The 17,132-nt window shown below is 73.0% G+C and carries 14 protein-coding genes and 1 pseudogene; 4 read left to right on the top strand and 11 right to left on the bottom strand.

From position 1 onward, the window contains the following. Positions 1–2: 2 nt before the first annotated feature. The 7 genes from ACFYOV_RS08480 to ACFYOV_RS08450 all read right to left on the bottom strand — a co-directional run bounded on the left by ACFYOV_RS08480 (position 3) and on the right by ACFYOV_RS08450 (position 8,083). Positions 3–2,552 (bottom strand): polynucleotide kinase-phosphatase, encoded by a 2,550-nt coding sequence (locus ACFYOV_RS08480; protein WP_389084484.1) that lies wholly within the window; start codon positions 2,550–2,552, stop codon positions 3–5. Further along, positions 2,549–4,012 (bottom strand): 3' terminal RNA ribose 2'-O-methyltransferase Hen1, encoded by a 1,464-nt coding sequence (locus tag ACFYOV_RS08475; RefSeq protein WP_389084482.1) that lies wholly within the window; start codon positions 4,010–4,012, stop codon positions 2,549–2,551. The genes ACFYOV_RS08480 and ACFYOV_RS08475 overlap by 4 nt, the downstream gene beginning before the upstream one ends. Before the next feature lie 279 nt (positions 4,013–4,291). Continuing rightward, complete coding sequence (locus ACFYOV_RS08470) at positions 4,292–5,215, bottom strand: LLM class F420-dependent oxidoreductase (RefSeq protein ID WP_389084479.1); 924 nt, start codon at positions 5,213–5,215, stop codon at positions 4,292–4,294. Positions 5,216–5,333: 118 nt separating this feature from the next. Further along, entirely contained in the window at positions 5,334–5,807 is a 474-nt protein-coding gene (locus ACFYOV_RS08465) for a DUF6099 family protein (RefSeq protein ID WP_389084477.1), read from the bottom strand. A 196-nt stretch (positions 5,808–6,003) separates the two neighbouring features. Further along, positions 6,004–6,366: a nucleotide pyrophosphohydrolase gene (locus tag ACFYOV_RS08460; protein WP_389085593.1), complete on the bottom strand. Its 363-nt coding sequence runs from the start codon at positions 6,364–6,366 to the stop codon at positions 6,004–6,006. A gap of 8 nt (positions 6,367–6,374) precedes the next feature. Then, positions 6,375–7,610: an ATP-binding protein gene (locus ACFYOV_RS08455; RefSeq protein WP_389084474.1), complete on the bottom strand. Its 1,236-nt coding sequence runs from the start codon at positions 7,608–7,610 to the stop codon at positions 6,375–6,377. Positions 7,611–7,687: 77 nt separating this feature from the next. Beyond that, positions 7,688–8,083 (bottom strand): cell division protein SepF, encoded by a 396-nt coding sequence (locus tag ACFYOV_RS08450; RefSeq protein WP_389084472.1) that lies wholly within the window; start codon positions 8,081–8,083, stop codon positions 7,688–7,690. Between the two features lie 162 nt (positions 8,084–8,245). Between ACFYOV_RS08450 and ACFYOV_RS08445 the strand changes: the two genes are divergently transcribed. Continuing rightward, complete coding sequence (locus tag ACFYOV_RS08445; RefSeq protein WP_389084470.1) at positions 8,246–8,836, top strand: YdeI family protein; 591 nt, start codon at positions 8,246–8,248, stop codon at positions 8,834–8,836. 308 nt (positions 8,837–9,144) lie between these two features. Here ACFYOV_RS08445 and ACFYOV_RS08440 read toward each other — a convergent pair whose 3' ends face one another. From ACFYOV_RS08440 to ACFYOV_RS08425, 4 genes are all read right to left on the bottom strand, one after another. Next, the gene (locus ACFYOV_RS08440) at positions 9,145–10,635 is read right to left on the bottom strand and encodes a glycoside hydrolase family 3 protein (protein ID WP_389084467.1); all 1,491 of its coding nucleotides are present in this window, start codon (positions 10,633–10,635) and stop codon (positions 9,145–9,147) included. A gap of 9 nt (positions 10,636–10,644) precedes the next feature. Beyond that, positions 10,645–11,475 (bottom strand): carbohydrate ABC transporter permease, encoded by an 831-nt coding sequence (locus ACFYOV_RS08435; RefSeq protein WP_389084465.1) that lies wholly within the window; start codon positions 11,473–11,475, stop codon positions 10,645–10,647. After that, a complete protein-coding gene (locus ACFYOV_RS08430) occupies positions 11,472–12,458 on the bottom strand; it encodes a carbohydrate ABC transporter permease (RefSeq protein ID WP_389084462.1) in 987 nt (328 codons plus the stop codon). Before ACFYOV_RS08430 ends, ACFYOV_RS08435 begins: the two co-directional genes overlap by 4 nt. Positions 12,459–12,546: 88 nt before the next feature. Then, positions 12,547–13,824, bottom strand: a complete 1,278-nt coding sequence (locus tag ACFYOV_RS08425) for an extracellular solute-binding protein (protein ID WP_389084460.1) — start codon at positions 13,822–13,824, stop codon at positions 12,547–12,549. 369 nt (positions 13,825–14,193) lie between these two features. Between ACFYOV_RS08425 and ACFYOV_RS08420 the strand changes: the two genes are divergently transcribed. The 3 genes and pseudogenes from ACFYOV_RS08420 to ACFYOV_RS08410 form a co-directional block, all read left to right on the top strand. After that, a complete protein-coding gene (locus ACFYOV_RS08420; RefSeq protein ID WP_389084457.1) occupies positions 14,194–14,958 on the top strand; it encodes a GntR family transcriptional regulator in 765 nt (254 codons plus the stop codon). Between the two features lie 126 nt (positions 14,959–15,084). Beyond that, positions 15,085–16,605 carry a glycoside hydrolase family 3 protein gene (locus ACFYOV_RS08415; protein WP_389084455.1) on the top strand — a complete coding sequence of 507 codons (1,521 nt, stop codon included), beginning with the start codon at positions 15,085–15,087 and terminating at the stop codon, positions 16,603–16,605. A gap of 147 nt (positions 16,606–16,752) precedes the next feature. Continuing rightward, positions 16,753–17,091, top strand: a pseudogene (locus ACFYOV_RS08410) (FG-GAP repeat protein); the annotation flags it as partial. Positions 17,092–17,132: the final 41 nt, after the last annotated feature.

Genomic DNA, 17,132 nt, shown 5'->3' with positions numbered 1-17,132 from the left:
CGCTACAGCCGCGGATCCACCGGCTCCGACTCCAGCGCCAGGACGGCGAAGACGGCCTCGTGCACCCTCCACAGCGGTTCGCCGCCGGCCAGCCGGTCGAGGGCCTCCAGGCCGAGCGCGTACTCGCGGATCGCCAGGGACCGCTTGTGGTTCAGGAACCGGGAGCGCAGCCGGGCGAGGTTCTCGGGACGCGTGTACTCCGGACCGTAGATGATCCGCAGATACTCGCGCCCCCGGCACTTGATGCCGGGCTGCACCAGGCGTCCCCCGGCGTCCCGGACCAGGGCGCCGACCGGCTTGACGACCATGCCCTCACCGCCGCGGCCGGTCATCTCCAGCCACCAGTCGACGCCCGCCCGCACCGACTCGGGGTCGGCGGTGTCCACGTAGAGGCGGCGGGTGGTCTGGAGGAGTCCGGTGCCGTCGTGCTCCACCAGCCGGTCCATCAGGGCCAGTTGCTCGTCGTGCGGCAGCGCGGCGAGGCTGCGGCCCTGGACGGCGAGGATCTGGAACGGGGCCAGGCGCACGCCGTCCAGGCCGTCGGTGGTCCAGCAGTAGCGGCGGTAGGCCGCGGTGAACGCGGCCGCGGCGCCGGCGCGTTCGCGCTGCCGGTCCAGCAGGTCCGTCACCTCCACGCCTCGGGCCGCGGCGCGTTCCAGGGCGGCCAGCGCGCCGGGGAAGACCGCGGCGGAGGCGGCGCCGACCGCCGCGTACTGGCCGCGCAGCAGGCCGGACGCCTTCAGCGACCACGGCATCAGCTCGGCGTCCAGCAGCAGCCAGTCCGTCTCCAGTTCCTCCCACAGCCCGGCGTCGGTGACCGCCGTCCGCAGCCGGCCGAGGATCTCCTCGGTGACCGCTGAGTCGTCGAAGAACGGGCGGCCGGTACGGGTGTACAGGGACCCGGTGGTGCCCTCCGCCCCGAAGCGCCGGCGGGCCGCGTCCGCGTCCCGGCAGACCAGCGCGACGGCACGCGAGCCCATGTGCTTCTCCTCGCACACGACCCGGGCCACCCCGTCCTCCCGGTACTGGGCGAAGGCCTCGGCCGGGTGTTCCAGGTAGCCGTCCAGACGCGAGGTGGCGGTCGGGGCCATGGTGGGCGGGAGGTACGGCAGCAGCCGCGGGTCCACCGCGAAGCGGCTCATGACCTCCAGGGCCGCCGCGGCGTTCTCCTCGCGCACCGACACCCGGCCGGCGTGCCGGGTCTCCACCACGCGGCGGCCGTGCACGTCGGCGAGGTCCAGCGGCCGGCCGTCCTGCCCGCCGGGCGCCTCGGTGCGCAGCGGCTTCACCGGCTCGTACCAGACCCGCTCGGCGGGGACGTCGACCAGTTCCCGCTCCGGCCAGCGCAGCGCGGTGAGCTTGCCGCCGAAGACGGCGCCGGTGTCCAGGCAGATGGTGTTGTTCAGCCAGGTGGCTTCCGGGACCGGGGTGTGGCCGTAGACGACGGCCGCCCGGCCGCGGTAGTCCTCGGCCCACGGGTAGCGCACCGGCAGGCCGAACTCGTCGGTCTCGCCGGTGGTGTCGCCGTACAGGGCGTGGCTGCGGACCCGGCCGGAGGTCCGGCCGTGGTACTTCTCCGGCAGACCGGCGTGGCAGACCACCAGCCGGCCGCCGTCGAGGACGTAGTGGCTGACCAGTCCGTCGATGAACTCCCGCACCTCGGCGCGGAACTCCTCGCTCTCGCCCTCCATCTGACCTATCGTCTCGGCCAGTCCGTGGGTGTGCTGGACGTTGCGGCCCTTCAGGTACCGGCCGTACTTGTTCTCGTGGTTGCCGGGGACGCACAGCGCGTTGCCCGACCTCACCATCGCCATCACCCGCCGCAGCACGCCGGGACTGTCCGGACCGCGGTCGACGAGGTCGCCGACGAAGACCGCGGTGCGGCCCTCGGGGTGCGCGCCGTCGACGTAGCCCAGCTTGCCGAGCAGCGCCTCCAGTTCGGCGGAGCAGCCGTGGATGTCGCCGATGATGTCGAAGGGGCCGGTGAGGTGGGTGAGGTCGTTGTACCGCTTCTCGGTCACGACGGTGGCGTTCTCGACCTGCTCGACGCCGCGCAGGACGTGCACCTTGCGGAAGCCCTCGCGCTCCAGGTGGCGCAGCGAGCGGCGCAGTTCGCGGATGTGGCGCTGGACGACCCGGCGGGGCATGTCGGCGCGGTCGGTGCGGGCGGCGTTGCGCGCGGCGCACACGTCCTCGGGCACGTCCAGCACGATGGCTATGGGCAGCACGTCGTGGCGCTTGGCCAGCTCGATCAACTGGCGCCGGGCGTCCTGCTGGACGCTGGTGGCGTCGACGACGGTGCGGCGCCCGGCGGCCAGGCGCTTGCCGGCGATGTAGTGCAGCACGTCGAAGGCGTCCCGGCTGGCGCCCTGGTCGTTCTCGTCGTCGGCGACCAGACCCCGGCAGAAGTCGGAGGAGATGACCTCGGTGGGCTTGAAGTGGCGGCGCGCGAAGGTGGACTTGCCGGAACCGGAGGCGCCGACGAGCACCACGAGGGAGAGGTCGGTGACGGACAGCGTCCGGGCCTCGGCGTTGGGGGTCGCGGTCGTCACGCGGCTTTCGCCTCCTTCGCGGTCTCGGCCGTGAACACGGCCATCTGGGTGGGCGGGCCCACCTCGGGGTCGTCCGGCCCCACGGGTTCGAACTCGACGCGGTAGCGGTGCCGCTCGGCCACGCGGTGGGCCCAGGCGCGGAACTCCTCGCGGGTCCACTCGAAGCGGTGGTCGCCGTGCCGGACGTGGCCGGCCGGCAGGGACTCCCAGCGCACGTTGTACTCGACGTTCGGCGTGGTCACGAGGACCGTGCGCGGGCGGGCGGCGCCGAACACGGCGTACTCCAGGGCGGGCAGCCGGGGCAGGTCGAGGTGCTCGATCACCTCGCTGAGCACGGCGGCGTCGTACCCCTTGAGCCGGTTGTCGGTGTAGGCCAGTGAGCCCTGGAACAGGGTCACGCGCGCCGACTGCCGCTCCCCCATGCGGTCCGGCTTCAGCCGTCGGGAGGCGATGGTGAGCGCACGCATGGACACGTCGACGCCGACGATCTCGGTGAACGCCGGGTCCTTCAGCAGCGTCTGCACCAACTGGCCCTGGCCGCAGCCGAGGTCGAGGACCCGGGAAGCGCCGTGGGCACGGAGCGCGGCGACGATGGCCTCCCGCCGCTGCACGGCGAGCGGGGTCGGCTTCTCCTCGTCCCCGGTCTCCGCCTCGACGGCGTTGTCGATCTCCTCGACGTCGCTGTCGTCCGCCTGGGCCAGCCGGACCAGTTCCAGCGCCTCCGTCGCCCGCCGGGTCAGCGACCAGCGGCGGGACAGGTAGCGGCTGGTGATCAGCTTCTGCTCCGGGTGGTCGGGCAGCCATCCCTCGCCGGCCCGCAGCAGCTTGTCCACCTCGTCGGAGGAGACCCAGTAGTGCTTGGCGTCGTCGAGGACGGGGAGCAGCACGTACAGGTGCCGCAGCGCCTCGGCGAGGGTGCGGGTCCCGGCCTCCAGGACCAGGCGCACGTAGCGCGAGTCGCCCCACTCCGGGAACTCGGTGTCCAGCGGCACGGGATCGGCGGTGACCGTCCAGCCGAGCGGTTCGAACAGCCGGCGCACCAGCACCGGGCCGCCGCGGGCGGGCAGCGCGGGCACCTCGATGCGCAGGGGGCGGGGCTGCGCGGGGAGGTCCGGACGGGCCGCGCAGACGCCGCGCATGGCACTGGAGAAGACACCGCTGAGCGCCACGGCGAGCAGGGAGGAGGCCGCGTAGGGGCGGTCGTTGACGTACTGCGCGAGCGCGGCGTCGGGTGCGCCGCCGCGTCCCTTGCCCTTGCCGCGCCGGACCAGTGCCACCGGGTCCACCTCGAGCAGCAGCGCCGCCGTGCAGCGTGCGGCGTCCGCCTCGGGGTAGAAAACGTGCGCCGTGCCGTAGGAGGTGGAGAACGCCTGCGCCTTGTCGGGATGCTTGTGCAGCAGGAAGCCGAGGTCGGTCGCGGGGCGCTCCGGGGCGCCGGTGGTACTGATCGTGAGGAACACGGAGTTACACCTCGAAACACCTTCTGAACTGGGACTACGCACGGGGATCCGGCGCTGGTGCCAACGTACAGGCCTCGGGCGCGGACGCCGCCGGATTTTCCGGGGGCCGGCCGGGGCGCGGGGCGCGCCCACGGCGAACGGCACCGTCCGCGGTGGGCGGACCCGTTCGGGGCGGGCGGTCCCGTTCGAGGTGGGCGGACCCGTTCGGGGCGGGTGGTCCCGTTCGAGGTGGGCGGACCCGTTCGGGGCGGGCGGACGGTCCCGTTCGGGAGCCGAGGGTTACGGCAGCTGGGACTGGACCTGGGAGGAGATCAGTTCCAGGTGGTCGAGGTCGGTGAGGTCGAGGAGTTGGAGGTAGATGCGCCGGGAGCCGGTTCCGGCGTAGTGGCCGATCTTGTCCACGACCTCGGCCGGGGAGCCCGCCAGGCCGTTGGCCTTCAGTTCGTCGACCTCGCGTCCGATGGCGGCGGCGCGGCGGGCGACCTCCTGGTCGTCCTTGCCGACGCAGACGACCAGGGCGTTGGAGTAGACGAGCTCGTCCGGGTCGCGTCCGGCCTCCTGGGCGGCGGTGCGCACCCGGCCGAACTGGCGCTCGCTGTCCTCGACGGAGGCGAACGGCATGTTGAACTCGTCGGCGTAGCGGGCGGCGAGCCGCGGCGTGCGGGTGGTGCCGTGGCCGCCGATGAGCACCGGGACCCTGGACTGGACGGGCTTGGGCAGTGCGGGCGAGCGTGTGAGGTCGTAGTGGGTGCCGTGGAAGTCGAAGGTCTTGCCGGTCTCGGTCGCCCACAGCCCGGTGACGATCTCCAGCTGCTCCTCGAGGCGGGCGAACTTCTCCTTGGGGAAAGGAATGCCGTAGGCCTTGTGCTCCTCCTCGAACCAGCCTGCGCCGAGGCCCAGTTCGACGCGGCCGCCGGACATCTGGTCGACCTGGGCGACCTGGATGGCGAGGACGCCGGGCAGGCGGAAGGTTCCTGCGGTCATCAGGGTGCCGAGCCGGATGCGCTTGGTCTCGCGGGCGAGACCGGCGAGGGTGATCCACGCGTCGGTGGGGCCGGGCAGGCCGTCGACGGAGCCCATCCTGAGGTAGTGGTCCGAGCGGAAGAAGGCGTCGAACCCGAGGTCCTCGGTGGCCTTGGCGACGGTGAGCAAGGTGTCGTAGGTGGCCCCCTGCTGGGGCTCGGTGAAGATGCGAAGATCCATGTCTCCATCCTGCACGGCGCCTCCCGCGAGGGCGTGCAGGTCGCCGCGGACCTGCCGCGGCCGCCGGCCCCGGGGGCGCCGGGCGGGCTTCGGGGGCTCCGGCCCGGTGCCCCGGCCGCTACCCGGCCTCCCGTTCCGGTACCGCGGCCTCCTCGCGGTCGGCCAGTCTGCGGAGCATCTCCAGGACCCGGTCACGGGACTCGTCCGCCGCGTCGATGGCCTCCATGCACTGCCAGTAGGTGCCCTCCTCGTCCGCCGAACTGGCGAGGCCGACCAGCGCGATGCCGACCTCGCCGAGCAGTCCGCCGAGATACAGGAGGGACTGGCGGGCGTCGCCAAGCTCGGTGAGCTGGGCCGCGCGCAGTTCGCCGGGGGCGAGTTCCGGTGTGTCCAGCACTCCGCAGCCACGGCCCGCCAGCTCGGTCAGCCCCAGGGCCTCGCCGCGCAGTTCGGGCGGTCCGGCGACCGCGAGGCGGCTGCCTATCGCCTGGGCCAGGGCCTGTGCCTGCCACACCTCGGTCAGCAGCTCCGGCTCGCCACCGCTCGCGGCCAGGGCCCGCCTGCTCGTCACGATGAGTCGAACAGCGTCCATGCGCTGCCCCCGTCTGTCCCGACGCGCTGCCCACGCGTCCACCCGAACGAACTCCCTTGTTCACTACCCAGAGTGAGGTGCGGTGAGACGAAAAGCCAGAGGAAGACCGAAATCTGTGGACAACAATGCGGAGACGGCGGGGATTTCAACTACTGACAGTGACAGCAGGTGCCGCGACTCTCCACGCCGGCCGGTCTCAGACGGGGAACCTGCGCTCGTTGCGGTCGATCTTGGCGCTCAGCGCCGCCAGCGGATCGATGCCCAGCACCTCGCACAACTGGAGGAGGTACGCGAGCACATCCGCGACCTCGTCGGTGACCCGCTGCGCGGTGTCGGGGTCGTGCATGACCCGCGCCGACTCCTCCGGCGTCAACCACTGGAAGATCTCCACCAGTTCGGACGCCTCCACGCTGAGCGCGGCGACGAGGTTCTTGGGGGTGTGGTACGGCTGCCAGTTCCGCGCCGCGGCGAACTCGGCGAGGCGGCGCTGGAGCCCGGCCAGGTCGGGTGCGGCCCCGGCCGGCTGGTCGCCGGCCGGGCGGTCGGAGGGAGCGCCCAGGGGATCGGTCACGGTCCAGGTGTACCACCCAGGCGCACCACCGCCACTCCGGGCACCCCCGCAGCCCAGGACGCGTCACTCACCGTCCCGACGGCGCGGATGTGCCCGCGCTCGCACATCCGCGCCGCCAGCCGCAGCAGTTCCGCGCGCTGGCGCGCGTCCAGGGAGCGGTCGAGGCCGTCGGCGAGCACCGTGAGGGTCTGGAGCGCCGCGGGGACCTCACCGGGCGCGTCCACCTCCAGCACGCCGGGCCCGGTGAGCAGCACCAGCGCCAGGGCGAGGTACCGCAACTCCCCGTCGCCGAGCCGCCCGAGCTCCGTACGGGTGCCGTCGCCGCGGTCGAGTACGGCGCGGATCCGCCCGGCGTCGTGGCACGGCTCGGCGAGCACGTCGGCGACCGGTCCGGCGCAGCCGGCCCCCGCCGCGGCCACCAGCAGTCCGTGCCGGCGTGCGCACTCGGTGCGGGTGCGCCACAGCACGTCGGCGAGGTTGTCGCAGCCGCCGAGCAGCCGCCCGGTGCCGGCCGGCACGGGGGCGCGCATGCCTTCGGGCCGGGGGTCGCAGGCGAAGACGGAGCGCAGGGCGAGCACCATCTGCTCGGCGGCGGCGAGCACCCTGCGCTGGCCGGGCGTCCGGCCGGCGACACGCAGCGGCAACAGGGCCGTGCCGAGCCGGTCGTCCGGGAGCGGCCCGCGGGTGACCGGTGTCGTCCCGGCCGTGTGCCAGGCGGCCTGCACGACGCGCCGCCCGGGGTCGCGCAGCGCGGTCTCCAGCAGGACGAGGCCGCCCGCCGTCAGCCGCTCCCCCACGATCCGCAGGTCGGGTTCGGCCTGCACGGCAACCTCCAGCCGGACCGGGCCCTCGGGGCCGTCGGCCGTGCAGCCGATCCGGAAGCCGCGGCGGCGCTGGGCGTCGGGCCGGGCCCGGGCCGGCACACAGGCGTCCGGGTCGGGGAACACCTCGGCGAGCGCGGTCCCGCCGGCCAGCCGGGACAGCGCCTCGTAGGCCCGCAGCGCGGTGCTCTTGCCGCTGCCGCTGGGGCCGGTCAGGAGGGTGAACGGACCGAGCGGCACAGCGGCGTTGCGGTGGCCGGCGAAGGCGGACAGCAGCAGCTCGGTGACGCACGGCCGGTCGGGGTGCCCCTGGGCGCCGTCCGGCCCGTCGGGGTCCGTGACCGGCTGGTGGGGCTCCGGGACGAGCCGGACGGACCGGGCGGTGCCGGGGCGCGGGGAGGGGAGGCTCATGTGCGGGACGGTAGGGGCCCTGTGCGGGGCGAACCGTTCCGCTCGAGCGGCCTTCCTACGATCGGGCTACGCGGGCGTCACACTCCGGGGACTCCGATCCCCTCCATCAGCCCGGTCACCTCCGTGCCGGCGGGCGTCAGCAGGAAGACGTTCCGGTCGACGCGGTGCATCCCGCTCGCCAGGCCGAAGACGACTCCGGTGCTGAAGTCCAGTACCCGCTTGGCGACCTCGGTCTCCGCGCCGGTCAGGTCGAGCAGGACGGGGATCCCCGCCATCAGCGTCTCCGCGACGTCGCGGGCGTCCGCGAACACGTTCACGCGCAGTACGACGAAGCGGCGTCGCGCCTCGGTCTCGGCCTCGGGCAGCGACCGGTGGCCGACCGACGACGGCCAGGCGTCGCGGCCCCGTAGCGGAACGACCTGGGCGAGCCCCTCCCACTGTTCGTCGGTGACATCGTGGCTGTTCACCGGCATGCTCCGTCCTGGGTCGCGCTGGCTGTGTGCATCGGGCAATTCTTACGCATGGTCACCCGTTCGGCCCAACAACGACACGCTCCGCCATTCCGGCACGGCGTGCGCGGGGCCTGCGGCGGGGCCGCCGTTGACCGGGGTGCGGGGGTCGGCTTCGATGGGTTCATGGCTGGTGGATCGCACGGCACCGGGGATCCGGTCCTCGCCCTCGGTACGCAGCGGGAGTGGGAGGAGTGGCTGGAGGAGCACCACGACGCCGCCACGGGAGCGTGGCTGCGGATCCCCCGCAGGGGTTCCGGCGCGTCGGGGCCGGACTACGCCACGGCTCTGGACTCGGCGCTGTGCTTCGGCTGGATCGACGGGCAGAAACGGACGCTGGACGACACGCACTGGCTGCAACGGTTCACGCCGCGCCGGCCGGGCAGCAGGTGGTCGGAGATCAACCGGCGCAAGGCCACCGCGCTGATCGAGCAGGGCCGCATGCGGGAGCACGGTCTGCGGGAGGTGGAGCGGGCGCGGGCGGACGGCCGCTGGGAGGCGGCGTACCCCGCCCAGAGCACGGCGACGGTGCCCGACGACCTGCGTGCGGCCCTGGACGCCGCGCCCCGGGCCCGCGACCTCTTCGCCGCCCTCGACAGCCGCAACCGCTACGCGATCCTGTACCGCGTCCAGGAGGCGAAGCGACCGCAGACCCGCGCCGCGCGCATCGAGAAGTACGTCGCCATGCTGGCGGAGGGCAGGAAGCCCCATCCCTGACGGGTGGGCCGACCGCACGCTCCCCGGGCGCGCCCCGCGGCCGCTGCGGCGTCCCGGTCCCGGCTGCGGCGGGTGGGTAGCCCGGGGTGGGTCAGTGGGTTGGCCGAGGAGCCGACCGGCCGGTCGCCCCGGCCCGACGACCGGTCACCGGCAACCGGCCCGCCCGGCCGTGGCCCGGCGGCCCCACCCGGTCGACGGCCGCCCGCTCACGGACGACCGACGGCCCGGACGACCGACGGCCCGGCGGGCCGGACGGCCGGACGGGCCGTCGGGTCGCGTGGCGGCAGCCCTGCCGCACGGCGGTGCCGTCAGCCCGCGACGACCGCCTCCGCCGCCGCGACGCCGCAGACCCGGGCGGCGCCGTGGGTGGCGATGTGGAGGGCGCCCCGGGGAGCGGACTGGGGGACGCCCATCTCGACGACAACGGTGTCGGGGTCCGCGCCGAGGAGGAGGTCCAGGGCCGTGCGCATCCACGGGTGCCGGTGTTCGTCGCGGACCACGGCGACGATGCGGCGCCCGCCCGCCGCCCGCAATGCCTCGGCGCCCGCGTCGGGGCCGGAGAAGCAGCCGGTCACGGTACCGGGCAGGAGCCGCTCCAGTTCCGTGCCGACGCCCCAGGGCGTCTCGTCGCCGACGGCGATGTTGGCGACGGGGTTGAACGTGGCCACGTACACCGGTCCGGTCACCGGCGCGGTGGCACCGGCACGGGTGACGGTCACCGCCCGGCGGGCCGCCGTCAGGCCGATGTCCGGGTCGGGCTCGTACGCCGTCTCGGGGGCGTGCCGCGCCTGCGCGGCCCAGTCGGCCAGGTCGCGCACCCGGGCCGCGGCGTCGGCCAGGCGCTCCTCGGCGAGCCCGCCGGAGCGCACGGCGTTCACGAGCGCGTCCCGCAGACCGAGCACGGTGCCCTCGTCGCACAGTCCGCCGCCCACGCAGATCGCGTCGGCGCCGGCGGCGATGGCGAGGACGACGCCCTGCTCCAGGCCGTAGGTGCCGGAGACGGCCCGCATCTCCATGCCGTCGGTGACGATCAGTCCCTGGTAGCCGAGTTCGCCGCGCAGCAGGTCGGTGAGGATGCGCCGGGAGAGCGTGGCCGGGCGGTCCGGGTCGAGGACCGGCACCCGGATGTGCGCACTCATGACGGCGCGGGTGCCGGCCGCCATCGCGGCCCGGAACGGCCGGAGTTCGCGCTCGTGCAGCGTCGTGGCGTCCAGGTCGATGTGCGGGAGCGCGTGGTGGGAGTCGACGCTGGTGTCGCCGTGCCCGGGGAAGTGCTTGGTGCAGGCGGCGACGCCGGTGGACTGCAGGCCCTCGACGTAGGCGGCGGTGTGCCGGGCCACCAGGTCGGTGTCGCGGCCGAAGGAGCGCACGCCGATCACCGGGTTGTCGGGGTTGGCGTTGACGTCGGCCGACGGGGCCCAGTTGAGGTTGACCCCGCACTCGGCGAGGCGTCGGCCCAGTTCGCGGGCGACGCCCCGGGTGAGGCCGGTGTCGTCGACGGCGCCGAGCGCGTGGTTGCCGGGGAAGGAGGAGCCCGTACGGACTTCGAGGCGGGTGACGTCACCGCTCTCCTCGTCGATGGCGACCAGGAGGTCGTCCCGCTCGGCCCGCAACCGCGCGGTGAGCGCGGTGACCTGCTCCGCGTCGGTGACGTTGCGACCGAACAGGGCGACGGAGGCGAGACCCTCGCCGAGCCTGCGCAGCACCCAGTCCGGCGCGGTGGTGCCGGCGAAGCCCGGCTGGAGTACGGCGAGCGCGTCCCGGGTGAGGGTGTCGGTGCCGGTGGTGAATGTCGTCATCGGGTGGCGTTATCCCTTCACGGCGCCCGCGGTGAGGCCGCTGACGGCCCTGCGCTGCAGGAAGACGAAGAGGATCAGGATGGGCACGGCGAACAGGGAGGAGGCGGCCATGGTCGCGCCCCAGTCGTTGCCGAACTGGGTCTGGAAGCTGGAGAGCCACAGGGGCAGGGTCTGCGCCTCGGCGTCCTTGTTGAGCACCAGCACGAGCGGGAACTCGTTCCAGGCGGTGATGAAGCCGAACATCGAGGTGGACATCAGGCCCGGTGCGAGCAGCGGCAGGATGACCCGGCGGAACGCCTGGGCGCGGGTGCAGCCGTCGACCATCGCCGACTCCTCCAGTTCCTTCGGCACGGCGGCGACGAAGCCGCGCAGCGTCAGGACGGTGAAGGGCAGGATCATCATCATGTAGAAGGCGGTGAGGGGCACCAGGCTGTTCAGCATCGAGGCGTCCCGCACGATCATGTAGATCGCGATGACCATGACCTCCCAGGGCGCCATCTGGGCGAGCATGAAGCCGATGACGAAGCCGCGCCGTCCCCTGAACCGCATGCGGGCCAGGGCGAAGGAGCCGGCCAGCGCGATGATCAGGGAGAAGACGACAGCCAGGACGGTGACGGTCAGCGAGTTGCGGACGTACGTCCAGAAGTGGTCGGCGTCGGTCGCCGTCCTGAAGTGCTCGAACGTGACCTCGGTCGGGAACCAGACGGGGGTCTCCGAGATGATGTCGCCGGTCGGTTTGAACGCCGTGGCGAACATCCAGTACACCGGGAAGACGAAGACGACGAACAGGACGGCGGCCGTGACGTTGGGCCACAGGCGGCCGAAGAGCGAGCGTTTCACAGCTCGTCCTCCTCTTGCTTGAGCACGATCCTGAGGTAGTAGGCGGTCAGTCCGAGCATGATCAGGACGGTCAGTACGGCGATCGCCGCGCCCATCCCGTAGTGCTGGTTGCCGACGCCCTCGATGTAGGCGTAGACGGGCAGGATCTCGGTGAGCCGGTCGGGGCCGCCGCCGTTGAAGGTGAAGACCTGGACGAACGCCTTGAAGATCCAGATGATCTCCAGGAACGTCGTGGCGTAGAGGAACGGCCGCAGGACCGGCAGGGTGACCGTGGTGAAGCTCCGCCAGGCGCCGGCGCCGTCGAGGGCGGCGGCCTCGTACAGTTCGCCGGGGATGGTGGTGGTCGCCGCGTAGAGGTTGATCGCGACGAACGGGATGGACATCCAGACGATCAGCAGGGTGACGACGAAGAACGTCGACATCTGGCTGCTGGTCCAGCTGTGGTCGGCCATGGAGTGCCAGCCGAGCTTGTCCAGGACCCAGTTGACCACACCGAAGCGCTGGGCGAACAGCCACTGGTAGACGGTGGTGGCGGCCACGACGGGCATGGCCCAGGCCAGCACCAGGCCGATCAGCAGCGTGAACCGCATGCGCTTGCCGAGGCGGGCGAGCAGCAGGCCGGTAAGTGCGCCGAGGACCATGGTCAGGGCGACGTTGACCGCCGTGAACAGGATGGAGCGCAGGGTGACCCGCCAGAAGTCCTCGCCGGTGAGGACCTCCTTGTAGTTGTCGATGCCGTTCCACTCGGTGACGTGCTGGATCAGCTGCGCCATGTTGAGGTTCTGGAACGACAGCAGCACGTCCTTCAGCAGCGGCCAGCCGAGCAGCAGCACGGTGGCCGCGCAGGCGGGCAGCAGCAACAGGTACGGGGCGAGCGCGCCGGCGCGCGACGCGGCTCGCTGTGTGGGCCTGCCGGATCCCCCGTCGTCCTTCTTGCGGACGTCCGCCGGGCCGGAGGGCGGCCGTTCGGTCTGCACGGTCATGCTCGCGATCTCTCTTCTCGGCCTGTTCAACGCCGGGGCGGGGACCGTCGTTGGGCCGGTCCCCGCTCCGGTCGGAGTGCTTGCGCTTCTACTGCTGCTGCGCCAGGCGCTTGTTGAACTCGCCCTCGACCTGCTTCGCGGCGTCGGCCGGGGACTTGCCGTTCAGCACGGCGGTCAGGTACGTCTTGATCGGGTTGGGGGCGTTCTCGACCGCGGCCCACTCGGGGATCAGCGGCGTGGTGCCGCCGACGGCGGCGGCCGGCGCGGCGGCCTCGGCGGGGGCGTTGCCCTTGAGGTTGCTCTGCAGCGACTCCTTGTTGGGGATGACGCCGTTGAGCTTGGCGAGCTGGCCCTCGAACCTGTCGGACAGCGCGATCTTCAGGAACTCCTTGGCGAGGTCCTGCTTCTTGCTGCCCGCGGCGACCGCGAGGTTGGAGCCGCCCAGGAAGACGCCCTCGGGCTTGTCGGCGGTCTCACCCGGGATGGTGAAGTAGCCGATCTCCTTCTCGATCTTCGGATTGGCCTTGATCGCGATGCCGGCTTCCCAGCCCATGCCGATGAACGCGCCGGTCCTGCCCTTGGCGAAGACCTCGCCCTGCTGCGGGGTGGCCTCGTCCTTGTCCTTGGGCGCCTTGGACAGCGCCTGGAACTTCTTGTAGGTCTCCGCGGCGGCGGCGACCTTCGGGTCGTCGAGGTTGGAGACGTACGTGTCACCGTCCTTCTTGACCAGCTCGCCCCCTTCGCCGATCACCAGGCCGACGAAGTGGTACCAGTTCTGGCCGGGCAGGTAGATCGGCTCGGCGTCGGTCTTCTCACCGATCGTCTTGAGCGCGTCGTAGAACTCGTCGCGGGTCTTCGGCGTGTCCTTGAGGCCGGCGTCCGCCCAGACCTTCTTGTTGTAGAGGACGACGCGGTTGGCGAAGTACCAGGGCGCCGCGTACTGCTTGCCCTCGAAGAGGGACGACTCGTTGAGCGACTCGGTCCAGTCGCCGCCGATCTCGGACTTGAGGTCGGCGAGGTCGGCCAGGCCGCCGGTCTTGGCGTAGGCCGGGGTCTGGGTGTTGCCGATCTCGAAGACGTCCGGCGGGTTCTCCTCGGACAGCGCGGTGGTCAGCTTCTGCTGGATGCCGTTCCACTGCTGGACCTCGAACGTGACCTTCGCCTTGGTCTTCTTCTCGAACTCGGCGGCGAGGTCCTTCTGCCACTGGTCCGGCGACGAGCCGTCCATCACCCACACGGTGAGCGTCTCGCCGGCGTAACCGTCCGCGCCGGTCTTCTTGCCGTCGTCACCGTCGTCGCCGCCGCACGCGGCGACGGAGAACAACATGCCCGCGACCCCGATCGCGGCTATCAGCTTGCGCTTCACGCGCCACCCCTCCTCAGGAATGCCTTGCACACCCACGCCCTCGGCGGTGACCCTCACAACGGCGCAACAGCTCGGCGGGCTGGGACCCGGCTTCCGCTAAATGGTTTAGACCAGCAAGGGGAGCTTGGCCTAGACCTATGGCCCTGTCAAGGGTCGTCGCCTCCCCGGCAGGTAACGGGTCGGACACCACCACCCGGGCACAGAACTCCACCCAAACACGGACGTGTCGAAGGTTGGACTAGACCAAAAGAGGACGCGCGGTTATAACGGGATCGCCGAGCGTGCGGCGCCGAACCCGGCCGTCCGCCGACGTGCACCGCGGCCGGCACCTGCCGGCCGCACGCCGGAACCGCAGCCGGAAGGCAGGTCATGAGCACGGACGTCAGCAGCGCCCAGGCCCACGCGGGGGCGCCGGGCCGCACCGGTCGCGTCCCGAAGTACTACCGGATCAAGCAGCGGTTACTGCAGATGACCGAGGCGCGGGCGCCGGGCTCGCCGATGCCGGCCGAGCGGCTGCTCGCCGTGGAGTTCCGCACCTCCCGCACCACCGTCCGCAAGGCCCTCCAGGAGCTCGTGGGCGAGGGGCGGCTGGACCGGATCCAGGGCAAGGGCACGTTCGTGGCCCGCCCGAAGGTGTACCGCACCCTTCAACTGACCTCGTACACGGAGGACATGGAGGCCCAGGGCCTCCACCCCGCGTCCCAGGTGCTCGACATCGGGTACGTGGCGGCCGAGGAGGAACTGGCGGCCCTGCTCGGGGTGGAGCCGGGTGACCGGGTGCTGCGGATCGAGCGGCTGCGGCTGGCGGGCGGGGAGCCGATGGCGATCGAGGCGACCCACCTGTCCGCCGCCCGCTTCCCGGGCCTGCGCCGCAACCTCGCCCGGTACACCTCGCTGTACACGACCCTCGCCGAGGTGTACGGAGTGCGGCCGGCGGAGGCCGACGAGACCATCGAGACCTCCCCGGCGACCCCGCGCGAGGCCGCACTGCTCGGCACCGACGTCGGCCTGCCGATGCTGCTGCTGTCCCGGCACTCGCGCGACGAGAGGGGGATGCCGGTGGAGTGGGTCCGCTCGGTGTACCGGGGGTCGCGCTACCGGTTCACGGCCACCCTGACCCGGCCGGTGCCCTGACTCCGGCGCCCCGGCGGCGGGCCGTCGCGGGCGAGGTTCACCGGGCGTTCCTTGACACGCGTCAATGACCCAGACCCATAATTGGTCTGAACCAATGACCCTCCCCCGGTCCCTCGGAGGTCCCGCATGGCTGAGCGCGGCCACCCGCGCCTGACGCGGTGGGCGCACGCGGTGCTCCAGCCGGGCTTCGCCGGAACCACCGTCCCGGACTGGGTGCGCCGCCGGATCGCCGAGGGGCTCTCCTCCGTCGTCCTGTCCGGGCGCAACATCCACGACCCCGAGCAGGTGGCGGCGCTCGGTGCCGCGCTGCGCGCCGAGAATCCCGACCTCGTCGTCGCCGTCGACGAGGAGGCGGGTGACGTCACCCGCATCGAGGCCCGCACCGGGGCGTCCCGCCCGGGCAATCTCGCCCTGGGCGCCGTCGACGACATCGACCTCACCGAGCGGGTCGCCCGGGACGTCGGCCGGGAGCTGCGCTCCCTCGGCATCTCCCTGACGTACGCGCCCAGCGCTGACGTCAACACCAACCCGCTGAACCCGGTCGTCGGCGTCCGCTCGTTCGGCTCGCGCACCGACGTGGTCTCCCGGCACGCCGCCGCCTGGGTGCGCGGCCTCCAGTCCGCCGGCGTGGCGGCCTGCGCCAAGCACTTCCCGGGCCACGGTGACACCGTCGTCGGCTCCCCTCTCGGGCTGCCGCACGTCGCGACGCCCGCCGGCACCCTCGCCCTGACCGCGCTGCCCCCGTTCATCGCCGCGATGGAGGCCGGTGTGCGCGCCGTCTTGGCGGCGCACCTGCTCGTCCCGGCCTACGACGAGCGGTGGCCGGCGACCCTGAGCCGTCCGGTCCTCCAGGACCTGCTGCGCGCCGAACTCGGTTTCACCGGCCTCATCGTGACCGACGCCATCGGGGCGAGCGCCGTCGCCGGCCGCCACGGTCCGACGGGCACCGCCGTACGCGCGGTCGCGGCGGGCGCGGACACCGTCCGTCTCGGCGGCGAGGACGCCGACGAACAGACCACGGCCCGGTCGGCGGCCGCCCTGGTGCGGGCCGTGCTGGACGGGCGGCTGCCGGAGCAGCGGCTCGCCCGGGCCGCCGAGCGCGTACGGGGGTTCGCCGCGTGGTCGGCCGGGCTGCGGCACGACGCGGCCGTGCCGGACGACACCGCGGGCATCGGCCTGACCGCGGCGCGGCGGGCCGTGCGCGTCCACCACAAGCCGGACACGGACGCCGAGTTCCCGCTCACCGGCACCGCCCACGTGGTGGAGCTGTCCCCCGGCACCGCCGTCGCCGTCGACCGCGGCACCCCGTGGGGCGTGGCGGAACCGCTGAAGGAGCTGCGCCCCGGCACGACCTCCGTGCGCATCGGCGAGGGCGAGCTCCAGGGCGGCGACCAGGTCCTCGACCGCCTGGCGCTGGCCCCGGCGGCGGGCCGCCCGCTCGTCGTGGTCGTCCGGGACGCGGCCCGCCACGGCTGGATGACCAGGGCCCTGGCCGGCCTGGTGCGCCGGCGGCCCGACGCCCTGGTCGTCGAGATGGGCGTGCCCGCGGGCTCGCGCCCCGGTGCCGTCTACCTGGCCACCCACGGGGCCACGCGCGTGTCGGGCATCGCCGCGGCCGAGGTGCTCGTGGGGCACGTGGGACCGTAGCGTCCGGCCAAGCGCACCCCACGCCGCACGCGTCGGGGCGGCCCCGGCGAGCGGGCGCACCGTGACCGTGCCTCGACCGGGCGGGGCGTCCGCGGGGCCGGCAGAAGCAGGCTGAACGGGCGTCAGCGGACGTGCCGTCGGCTCGCGTTGATCGCCGCCGCGCCAGGGAAGGGTGCGGCCGGAAGAGGTGAACCGGACCGTCGTGCGCCTGCGACGGCAGGGGCGAGGTCGTCTCTCGGCGCGGGCACGGGCCGGCCACGGGCGGCGCCCGGTCGCGTCCTGGTCTGGTTCGGCACGGCGACCGGCATCCCGAGCAACGCCGCGCCCATACGGATCACCCAGAACACCAGCGGAGTCCCCGGCGCGAGCGAGCAGGGCGACGCCTTCGGTGGCTCCCTCGCCGTGGCCGACCTCAACCGGGACGGACTCGCCGACAACGTGATCGGCACCCCCTACGAGGATCTGGCCAAGCCCCGCGCCGGCCTGGTGACGGTCGTCCCGGGCCGCCGCACAGACGACCTCGGCAC

Origin of the sequence: Streptomyces sp. NPDC005931, assembly GCF_042871235.1 — a bacterium.
In the GTDB taxonomy this organism is placed as follows: Bacteria; Actinomycetota; Actinomycetes; order Streptomycetales; family Streptomycetaceae; genus Streptomyces.
The sequence above is the reverse complement of the archived record's forward strand: the minus strand, read 5'-3'. Positions and strand labels throughout refer to the sequence as shown.